The following is a 9166-nucleotide window of genomic DNA, read 5'->3' on the forward strand; positions in this document are numbered from 1 at the left end:
TAAGGAGGGCGAGCATCTGCTTGCCGAGAGCGTCCTCGACAAGCGGCGGCTGGTGCGCGGACTCGGCGCGGAAGACATCACGGAGGCGATCAACTGTCCAGGTACTCCTCTGAGTGCACCACCGAGTACGAAGTTGTGTGCACCACAGCTCAGGCCACGTCGGTGTCCCGCTCGATGGCCTGGAGGCGGTTCTTGAGCCGGTAGCTGTTGCCGTTGATCGGGACGACTTCGCAGTGGTGCAGGAGGCGGTCGAGGATCGCGGTGGCCAGTACCTCGTCGCCGAAGACCTGGCCCCATTCGCCGAAGGTCTTATTCGAGGTCAGGATGATCGAGCCCTTTTCGTAGCGCTTGGAGATCACCTGGAAGACCAGGTTCGCCTCGGCCCGCTCCAGCGGCTGGTAGCCCACCTCGTCGACCACGAGGACGCTTGGCCGAAGGTAGCTGGTGAGCTTGCTGATCAGACGGCCCTGGTCCTCCGCGGCCTTGAGGTGACGGACCATGTCGTCGAGGCTGGTGAAGTAGATCGAATAGCCGGCCCGGCAGGCCGCGACGGCCAGGGCGACGGCGATGTGCGTCTTGCCGACGCCGGGCGGCCCGAGCAGAGCGACGTTGGCCTTCTCCTCGACGAAGGAGAGGGTGGCCAGGTCCTTGACCTTGCGTGGGTCGAGCTCGGGCTGGAAGGAGAAGTCGTAGTCCTCCAGCGTCTTGTGGTGCGGCAGCTTCGACAACCTCAGGCCGTTGCGGAAGCGGCGGTCGTCGCGGACAGCAAGTTCCTCGGACGGCACCAGGTCGAGCAGGTCGAGGTAGCCCATCTTGGCCTCATCCGCCCGCTGGATGTACTGGTTCAGGGCCTCGGCCAGGTGTGGCAGGCCGAGCTTGGCGGCGGTGGTGCGGATGCGGGTGCTGGTCAGCTCGCTCAACGGACTTCCTTGCTGGCGGAGTTGGCAGTGAAGGGGCGGGTGCCGGTCAGCTCGTCATAGACCGACAGCGGACGGCGGCCCACCTCGACATTCGCGGCGGCGGCCCGGTTCAGCAGAGCCTGCAGCGGTCCGGCCTCGGGCCCGACTGCCTGGTCGCGGCGGGGCGAGGGCAGAGCGTCGCCGGTGGTGACGCGGCGGCCGGCGCCGGTGGGAAGGCCGTCCCAGTGAGTCTCATCCACGATGCGGGCGCCTCGGCCAACGGCCCGCGGGTGGACGGCCAACAAGGTCTGGCCACCTGTGTCGGGGACGGTTGAATGGAGGCTGACCTGCGACTTCGTGGCTCGGATCTCGACCAGCTGACGGGGTCGGACCTTGCGGGCGGGAACGGAGTAGAGGTTCGCGTCGAAGGCGACCAGGCAGTCCTTGCCGACGTGCCGCAGGTGCCGCTGCATGACCACATACGGGGTCGCCGGCAGCGGACGCAGGGCCATGTGGTCGCGCACGGCCCGGTGTCCGATGACTTCGCCGTGGGTGCCGTGGACCTTCGCCCGCCGCAGCGGCACCCAGGCGGCGAAGGCAGCGTTCAGCTCCTCGATGGAAGAGAAGGCCCGACCGGCCAGGACGTGGTCACGGACGATGTTCACCTGCCGCTCGACCCGCCCCTTGCCCTGCGGCCGGTAGGCAGCCAGCACGTCGATGTCGAAGTCGTAGTGCCCGGCGAAGGCGACCGCCTCCGGGTGCAGCGGAACCGCCTCACCGGGAGCGACGTGCCGGCGCACGACCGTCTTGGTGCGGTCATAGACGATGCTCATCGGCACCCCGCCGAAGTGCGCGAACGCGGCCCGGTGGCAGTCAAAGAACGTGGCCAGGTCCTGGCTGGTGGTGAAGCAGCAGAACGGGTCGCGCGAGTACGACAGCGTCATGTGGAACGAGTAGACCTTCGGGATGCCGACATGGGTGAGGATCTTGCCTTCGTCTCCCCAGTCGACCTGGGCCTGAGCACCAGGGACGACCTCGAAGCGCCGGTGCAGGCCCGCCAGCTCACCCGGGCTGATGCCCATTTCCTCCGCGATCCGGGGCCGGGCTTCCTGCAGATAGAGCTTCACCCGCTGGTAGTTGATGCTGACCCCGTACTCCTGGGTCAGGCGCTCGTGGATCACCCTGCCCTTGAGCAGGATCTCGGACCTGAGCATCGCGTCGATCAGCGGCGCGACCTCGTCCACCACCCGCCTAGGCCGCTGATCTGCTACTTCTCTCTTCGGCGGCGCGACCGATGCGGGGTCCTTGAGGTACTTGCTGACCGTCCGGCGGTTCAGCCCAGTCTCCTTCGCGATCTCCCGCAGACTCATCGCACCGGACTCGTACAGCGCACGAAACCGCCTCAACTCCAGCCAGCGATGCGGATCCAAGACCACCGTCAGCCGCCTCCCTGCCACCCCGAACCGACAGCAGCAGACTCACGGCCGACGCCCCGTCACCGCATCAAAAATGGTGCACTTTCATCCGTACGAGGTGGTGCACGTTCGCTTGTACGCCGACAGCCGGCAGTGCGCATCAGCCGCGCGACACGTCGGCGGCCGCATCCGGCGCCTGTCCGCTTGAGCACCGCATGGACGCGCGGGGCGCTGTAGGTTCCCCGCGATCTCGTGTGGACGTCGGCGATCTGTTCCGCCAGCTCGGCGTCACGGACCGCTCGGGGACCAGGCTTGGCAGCGCGGCGGGCATAGAAGGCGGTCCGGGAGACCTTCAGCAGCTCACACGCTCGTTTGACGCTGTGACCTGCACGCTTCTCCGCCTCGATGAACGGGTGCACCGTCACCGGGTCTCCTTGATGCTCCTATGTCAAGCAGCCAGGCTCATAGGCGCAGGTAGCGGGTCGAGGGGTTGGCCGAGGTCGGATTGGTCAGCGAGCAAGGCCCGGTAGACACGGTCGGAGATGCGACGCCGCAGCAGACGCAGGGCCTCCGTCTTGGTCTTGCCGGCGGTGAGTTGTTTGGTGAAGTAGGTGGCGCCTTCGCCGTCGCCTCGCACCTGGGTCACGGCGATCATGTGGAGGGCATGGTTGACGGTCCGGTTGCCGCCTCGGTTGAGCCGAACACGGACCTTGTTGCCTGACCAGACGGGGATAGGGCTGTGCCGTTGAACCGGGCGAAGGCGGCCTTGGAGGCGAACCGCGTGGCGTCGGCGGCCTCTCCGATGATGACCGCGGCACCCAGAACGCCGCAGCCGGGGATCGCCAACAGATGCGGTGCTCGAGCGGTGACCAAACGACGGATCTGGCCCTCCAGCGCGTTGATGCGTTCCGAGAGGCGGCGGCAGTCTGCCACCAGTTCAGCGGCGATCGCCGCGAGTGTCCCGTGGTGTTGGATCAAGGCTTGGGCCAGCTGGTCCAGGATGCACAAACGGCGCAGGCCGCGAGAGGCGACGGCCAGCTCCGGGTCGAGCTCGTGCAAGAACCAGCGCAGCTTGTTGCCGATTGCGGTGCGCTGGGCCACGAGCGTGCGCCGGTGATCGACCAGCAGCTTGATGTCCCGGCTCGGCCCGTCCAGGCATGCCTTGGGCAGGTCGGGCTCGCGCAGAGCGACCCGGGCCACCGCCTCGGCGTCGATCGGGTCGGACTTCCCGCGTTCCCTGGCTGAGCGTCGCGCGCCGGCCATCAGACGGGTGTGCACCCGCACCACCGCGTGCCCACTGTTGAGCAGGTCGGCCTCGAACCGGCGGGTCAAGTGGCGGCAGTCCTCGACTGCTACCAGTACCGAACCGAAGCCGTGCAGCCAGGCCAGCGCCTTGAGATGACCAGCAGGTCTGGCGGCCACGGTCAGCTCCGCCAACCGCTTTCCCAGCGGATCGACCGCCACCAGCGTGTGCGTGTTCTTGTGTCCGTCTATCCCGACGACGATCAACGTGCCTCCCTGCGACGATGCCGGATGCTCAGGTGATCGTCCGGTGCCGGGGGCACGCCTCAATCGGGCCAGCGGCACGCTCCTATCAAGCCACACCGCACCAGACGGCCTGCGACCGGCGGGCGGCACATCGCCGATAAGCCACGTACGGGGCAGCGAAGAAACGAGCCAGCCCGCCGGTCGACAGGATCCTGCCACCGGAGGGCGGCACATCAAGGACCAACCACCAAAGGCGGCTCCGGCCTGTCTCCACCCACCGATCACCAACAGCCTGACATTGACGCGAAGAAAGCCGTGGCCCGCTTGAGGATGTCGACGTCCTCACGCAGACGGCGGTTCTCCCGCCGCAGTGCGGCCAGCTCCTCGCGTTCGCTGCTGGTCAGGCCGTCCCGCTCACCCGCATCGACCTCGGCCTGCTTCACCCAGTCACGCACCGCGGTCTCGGTCAGATCGAAGTCCTTGGCGATCTGACCGACCGAACGGTCACCGCGTCGACACAGCTCGACGATCTCCGCCTTGAACTCCGGCGTGAACGAGCGACGAGGGCGAGGCTTCTTCTTCCCCATGCTCTCCATGATGGACATCCTCCCGGGGCTGAACCCCTGATCTCGGATGTCCGTCAAAGCGGATCAAGCCCAGGGGCACTCTTCTGGGAGAGTACCGGCGCAGTCGCGGCGGGTGGCTCGCCGAGAACGTGCCCCTGACCGGGCTGCTGCCCATCGCCCGTAACGGCGGCAGCGACACCCTCTTCCTGGACCTGAACCCGGCCAGTCATGGCCAGCTCCTTGCGTTCGTCCACGCCATTCCTGGCCGGGGTATCTGGGCAACCATGTCTTCACGAAGGTCGCCGACAACTTCGACACTTACCTCGACAGCCTGTTCATCGACTCCGACATGGCGGAGGACGCCTGGGCCGGCGTCGCCGATAGCGATCCCTCGGATCCTTGGCGGAGGACCGTCGAGGAGTGGTTGGACAAGGAACTGCCGGGCTGGCGCGTTGAAGCCTGGGCCACGTCCTGATCCGCCGCCCTCAAGACCTGGCTGCTCCTACGCAAACTCGGGTGCAGCACCACCCGCATCACCGGAATCGTCCAAGCCGTGCTGACCCTCCACCTCAGCCCAAACGCCTGGGGTCGCAAAAATGGGCACTATGGCGAATCACCCAGGCTTCGGCGTGCTCTTGACCCGACTTCTGAATCACCGTCGGATGAATGTCACATGGCTGGCCTCGGCGTCCGGCGTCTCGGAGATCGAACTGCGCTCGATGGTCTCAGGCGTGCCGCCGCTGGCTTCGCAGCTCGATGACCTTGCCCCCGCTCTTGGTTTTCACGCTGACGACCTCTATGTGATCGCCGACGTCCCTGCGCCGGAAGCCCGCATCCCCTGGGACCCGGCGGCCGGCTCCGGAATCGCGAACCTTGTCAAGATCACGATGGCGCTGCCGTCGGACCACAGAGCTCGCGTCCACTGGCTGGTCGATCAGCTGCCGCGCGAACTCCGAGACCCTCCGTCCCTTCCGCCGCGGACCTATGACCAGCACGAGTCGGGCTTCGGTGCGATGCTCGCCAACCTGCTGTGCGGCAACCGGAACTTGCATTCCCCGACCGCCGCGGCCAAGACCCTGGCCCTGCTGACCGATGGCCGCGTGTACCTGGCCGCCTCCACGATCAGCGGAATCGGCCGGGGACGCGTTCCGCTAACGCCGGACCTGGTGACGGGCTTCGCGACCGCCCTTGGCATCGGGGCTGGTGACCTCGCCGCCATCATCGGCGTCGAGCTCCCCGAGTCGTCGCGGCCCTACGATGCGCTGGCGGCCGAGATGGCGGGGCTGCTTTGGAACTGCCGACACTTGACCGCAGCTCAGGCCGAGCGCGTGTGTGACGAAGCGAAATCGATGCTCGTAGCAGTACCCGATGATGCCACCGACGAAGACTGGAACCGCGTCTATCACCAGCATGGGAGATGGTGGGGAGCGCCGAGGCGGTAAACGCGGCTTCAGCCGGCACGGCTTTCCGCACGCCTGAGGCTTTTCCAACCTCGTAGCCTCCCCCCTGGCCGCGCTGCGCGAGTGGGCGGAGGCATTCGCGGACTACATGCTGACCAAGCAGGGCATGGCCGACGCGCTGCCCGCGATCCTCACCGCCCGCGAGGGCCTGCGCCGGCACAACGTCCGAAAATCCCTGATGAGAGGAGGCCGCCCGCACGGTGGAGCTGATCTTCGACGTGGTGGCGGGTGCGGTGGGCCACCACGCCCTGGTGAGCGGCTAACCGGCGGGCGAGGAGTTGGGTAAGCAGTCTCACCGAGGTGCTGCTGGGCGGACTGCAGGGTTCCGTCGGCCCGTTGCAGCGCCGAGTCGGGTGTCATCGTTACGGCCGCCGGAAAATACTAGCCATGGATATAGTAGCCATGTAATCTATTAGGTATGAGCAAGGGTTCACTGGGCCCCACGCCCGGTTTCCTGGTATGGCGGCTCGCCAACAAGTGGCGCGTCGCGGTCGATCGCGCGATGGCTCCTCTGGGCCTCACCCACGCGCAGTACTCACTGGTCGCGTCGCTGTACGGCATGCAGCGCGCCGGCGAGCGGCCCAGTCAGCGCCGGCTCGCGGACCACACGGGCCTGGAGGCGCTGTACGTCTCGAAGCTGGCGCGCGCCCTGGAGTCGGCCGGCCTGATCGAGCGCACCCGCGATCCCCGCGACCCGCGCGCTGTACAGCTCGCCCTTACCGAGCGGGGACAGGCCGTTACGCGGCAGGCCATCGCGGTGGTCCAGGAGCTGCTTCAGCAGTTGCTGGAGCCGCTCGGCGGCCTCGACGCCCCGCGGACGCGCGCGTTCACCGACGAGCTGACGACCCTGCTCGACGCACCTCTCGTTCCATCCGTACCGAACGACCAGAGCACTAAGGGGACAACACCATGACCGCCACAGCCTCCGCCACCGCGCCCCTCGCTGACGCGCGCGCCCTCGGCCTGGCCCACTACGCTGCCCGAGGCGTCCTGGAGTACGCCCTGGCCCGGCACGGCATCACCTTCGAGCAGCAGATCGCTCTGCGCACCGCCGTGGCTGCCGACACCCCGCAGACACCGGACGACCTCGTCGCCCAGGTCCAGGGCTCGTTCAAGGCCGATCCGGCCCACATCCGTGCCACAGTCGACGAGCTGCTGGCCAAGCAGCTGCTTGTCACGGACGGCGCGTACCTCCGCCCGACGGATGCCGGGCGCGAGCTGCTCGACGCCGTCGGCGCGCAGACCGCCCCGCTCACCGCCCGCATCTGGGGCGGGATACCCACCGAGGACCTGGCCGCCGCCGGCCGCGTCCTCGCCCTGGTCACCGAGCGCGCCAACGCGGAGCTCGCCGCGCTGACCGCCTGACCTCCCAACCGGTCCTGAACTGACTGTGATCACAGGGCAGTTCGCGTGAGGTTGTTGATCCAGAAGCGCAGCGCCAGCCTCGCTCACCTGCAACCCGAGTGGAGGGCAGGTAGACAAGCTGTCTCCCTGCCCTCCACCGGCGGTGCGTGGCAGGTTCAGGCTGTGGGCCGGCCGGGTACGCCGACGGGGTCAGTCGACGAAGAAGTTCCAGAACGCACCGACCTCCGTGTCCGAGACCGCCAGGATGCCGAAGTCCGTGATGAGACCGTCCCGCTGCGCGTCCACCCCCGCGAAGCAGGAGAGGGAGAAGCCGTCGCGGTACCAGTGGGGGTCCGTGCCACCGCTGAGGTCCTCGGCGTTGGTGGCGTACTCCGCGTCGGGGCCGAAGCGGGCCAGGAGGGTGCGGGCCGCCGACCACAGCCGGCGCCGCCGCACCGGGTCGGACGCGCCGGGCGGCTCGGCGCCGCCGTAGGGTGTGGCGGCCCAGTGCAGCGCGGTCACTTCCACCGCCGCCTCGTGGGTCAGCAGTTCCAGATGGTGGTCGAGATGATGCGGCTCCAGCCGGTCGAAGGGGTAGTACGGGGAGTGCCTGGTGCGCTCGGGCCATCTGGTGTGGGCGTCGGGCAGCCAGCCGCGCGGATCGCGGGTGCGGAACTGGAGTACCGCCGCGGCGTCCACCAGCCAGTCCTCGTGCTGTCGGGGCCCCACTGCGGCCAACTGGCAGCCCAAGGTGACCAGCGCCTGCTGCCATTCCTGCCGCTCGGCGGCGGGGGATGATCCGGGACCGTGTGGAAGCATGACGGCACCCTAATACTCCAGCAGGATTTCGCTGTCTGAGCTGCGGTTTTCGCCGGGCGGCTGGAGTGTAGTGGGCCGCGGAGTGGTCAGGGGTGGTCTTCGACGGGCCGCCCCTCGATCGTGCGACAGTGCCGCAGGTAGTGACAGCGGCGGGAGACCGCTTGGCGTCGTCGGTGCCAGTTCGACCAGCTCAGGACGTGGTGTCGTCCTCGGGGGCCACGAAGGTGCGGCGGTCGGGGACGGCAAGCTGCCAGGAGTTGCCGAACCTCTGCCACTGTGAACTCGATTGCCCCGGCTGTCCCACCGGCGCCGCTCCCTTTTACCGGACCTGGTGCGCCGTGGCGGCCAGGAAGGCGTGCGCGAGCATGGCCAGAGTGATGTGCCGGTACCAGCCCACGTAGCGACGGACTTCGTACTGGTCCAGGCCACACTCGTTCTTCGCGGCCTGGAAGCACTCTTCGATCGCCCAGCGCGTCCCGGCGATTCGCACCAGCTCCTGAACGGTTGTCTCAAAAGGAGCGTAAGTGAGGTAGCAGGCTATCTCGTCAGACTTGCTGATGCTGCGCCGGGCCAGCGCCCACCGCATGCTGTGGGGGACCTCGCCCTGATAGTCGAACTCGGCGACGGCCGGCAGCCGGACCGCTGCCCAGTGGTAGCAGCGTGGGCCTTTCGCGCCGTCTCCGCACGAGATCCTCTCCCATGCTTCGGCCGGAGCCTGAGCGAACAGGACGTCGATGCGGGGGCCCTCGCCAGGCCACTCCACGACCGCCATGTGCTCGCTTCCGCCCCGTCCGGCGCGCACCATCTCAGCCAGCGACAAGCCACAGACCCCTCCCAGCACGATGCCGGACCACGCCCCCACAAGGGCGCATAGATAAGTCCTCGGCGCCCCACACGTATTCGGCGGCGGCTCGTGGCGGTGTCGCGGCGGGCCGGTTCGGTTCCCGGCCGATCTGCGCGGCGACCTGCCTGATCTCTGCTTCGCCGTAGGCGGTGCGCCCCCGGAGGGGCCGTAGCCGGCGTGGCGGGCGATCGCGGATAAGACGTTATCTCATTTGGATTCCTCCGGTAGCCTGCGGACGTGGGGATCGTGGAGCGGCTGGTGCCGGATGAGTTGTGGGAGTTGTTCCAGCGGGTGGTGCCAGAAGCGCCTACCCGGCCTCAGGGCGGCGGTC

General features: G+C 67.9%; 9 protein-coding genes and 5 pseudogenes. 6 read left to right on the plus strand and 8 right to left on the minus strand.

Annotation, left to right across the window (positions count from 1 at the left end):
• Positions 1–149: 149 nt before the first annotated feature.
• The 6 genes and pseudogenes from istB to AB0950_RS40020 form a co-directional block, all read right to left on the minus strand.
• The gene (istB, locus tag AB0950_RS39995) at positions 150–920 is read right to left on the minus strand and encodes an IS21-like element helper ATPase IstB (RefSeq protein ID WP_360162863.1); all 771 of its coding nucleotides are present in this window, start codon (positions 918–920) and stop codon (positions 150–152) included.
• Entirely contained in the window at positions 917–2335 is a 1419-nt protein-coding gene (istA, locus tag AB0950_RS40000) for an IS21 family transposase (protein WP_366780772.1), read from the minus strand. Before istA ends, istB begins: the two co-directional genes overlap by 4 nt.
• Before the next feature lie 59 nt (positions 2336–2394).
• Positions 2395–2739, minus strand: a complete 345-nt coding sequence (locus tag AB0950_RS40005; protein ID WP_366780773.1) for an IS3 family transposase — start codon at positions 2737–2739, stop codon at positions 2395–2397.
• 23 nt (positions 2740–2762) lie between these two features.
• Complete coding sequence (locus tag AB0950_RS40010) at positions 2763–2969, minus strand: hypothetical protein (protein WP_366780775.1); 207 nt, start codon at positions 2967–2969, stop codon at positions 2763–2765.
• 12 nt (positions 2970–2981) lie between these two features.
• A pseudogene (locus AB0950_RS40015) lies at positions 2982–4036 on the minus strand (IS110 family transposase); the annotation flags it as partial.
• Between the two features lie 47 nt (positions 4037–4083).
• On the minus strand, positions 4084–4389 hold the full coding sequence (locus AB0950_RS40020) for a transposase (RefSeq protein WP_360162872.1): 306 nt from the start codon (positions 4387–4389) through the stop codon (positions 4084–4086).
• A 457-nt stretch (positions 4390–4846) separates the two neighbouring features.
• Between AB0950_RS40020 and AB0950_RS40025 the strand changes: the two are divergent.
• The 5 genes and pseudogenes from AB0950_RS40025 to AB0950_RS40045 all read left to right on the plus strand — a co-directional run.
• Positions 4847–4948: pseudogene (locus AB0950_RS40025) on the plus strand (IS5/IS1182 family transposase); the annotation flags it as partial.
• 25 nt (positions 4949–4973) lie between these two features.
• Positions 4974–5810, plus strand: coding sequence for a hypothetical protein (locus AB0950_RS40030; RefSeq protein WP_360162878.1), 837 nt, complete (start codon positions 4974–4976; stop codon positions 5808–5810).
• A gap of 203 nt (positions 5811–6013) precedes the next feature.
• Positions 6014–6236, plus strand: a pseudogene (locus AB0950_RS40035) (hypothetical protein); the annotation flags it as partial.
• Between the two features lie 10 nt (positions 6237–6246).
• Positions 6247–6741: a MarR family transcriptional regulator gene (locus tag AB0950_RS40040; protein ID WP_360162881.1), complete on the plus strand. Its 495-nt coding sequence runs from the start codon at positions 6247–6249 to the stop codon at positions 6739–6741.
• Entirely contained in the window at positions 6738–7193 is a 456-nt protein-coding gene (locus AB0950_RS40045) for a MarR family transcriptional regulator (RefSeq protein ID WP_360162883.1), read from the plus strand. The genes AB0950_RS40040 and AB0950_RS40045 overlap by 4 nt, the downstream gene beginning before the upstream one ends.
• A gap of 189 nt (positions 7194–7382) precedes the next feature.
• Here AB0950_RS40045 and AB0950_RS40050 read toward each other — a convergent pair whose 3' ends face one another.
• Both AB0950_RS40050 and AB0950_RS40055 read right to left on the minus strand, forming a co-directional pair.
• Positions 7383–7991, minus strand: a complete 609-nt coding sequence (locus tag AB0950_RS40050; RefSeq protein WP_366780774.1) for a hypothetical protein — start codon at positions 7989–7991, stop codon at positions 7383–7385.
• 319 nt (positions 7992–8310) lie between these two features.
• Positions 8311–8703, minus strand: a pseudogene (locus AB0950_RS40055) (IS701 family transposase); the annotation flags it as partial.
• A 369-nt stretch (positions 8704–9072) separates the two neighbouring features.
• Here AB0950_RS40055 and AB0950_RS40060 point away from each other — a divergent pair.
• A pseudogene (locus AB0950_RS40060) lies at positions 9073–9166 on the plus strand (IS5/IS1182 family transposase); the annotation flags it as partial.

Source organism: Streptomyces sp. NPDC007189, from assembly GCF_040703635.1.
In the GTDB taxonomy this organism is placed as follows: domain Bacteria; phylum Actinomycetota; class Actinomycetes; order Streptomycetales; family Streptomycetaceae; genus Streptomyces.

Bases quoted from the DNA above. Each gene is read 5' to 3' on its own strand.
- AB0950_RS40045 (WP_360162883.1), top strand. From the start codon at position 6,738: ATGACCGCCACAGCCTCCGCCACCGCGCCCCTCGCTGACGCGCGCGCC.
- AB0950_RS40010 (WP_366780775.1), bottom strand. From the start codon at position 2,969: ATGATCGCCGTGACCCAGGTGCGAGGCGACGGCGAAGGCGCCACCTAC.
- AB0950_RS40050 (WP_366780774.1), bottom strand. From the start codon at position 7,991: ATGCTTCCACACGGTCCCGGATCATCCCCCGCCGCCGAGCGGCAGGAA.
- AB0950_RS40020 (WP_360162872.1), bottom strand. From the start codon at position 4,389: ATGGGGAAGAAGAAGCCTCGCCCTCGTCGCTCGTTCACGCCGGAGTTC.
- AB0950_RS40040 (WP_360162881.1), top strand. From the start codon at position 6,247: ATGAGCAAGGGTTCACTGGGCCCCACGCCCGGTTTCCTGGTATGGCGG.
- AB0950_RS40030 (WP_360162878.1), top strand. From the start codon at position 4,974: ATGGCGAATCACCCAGGCTTCGGCGTGCTCTTGACCCGACTTCTGAAT.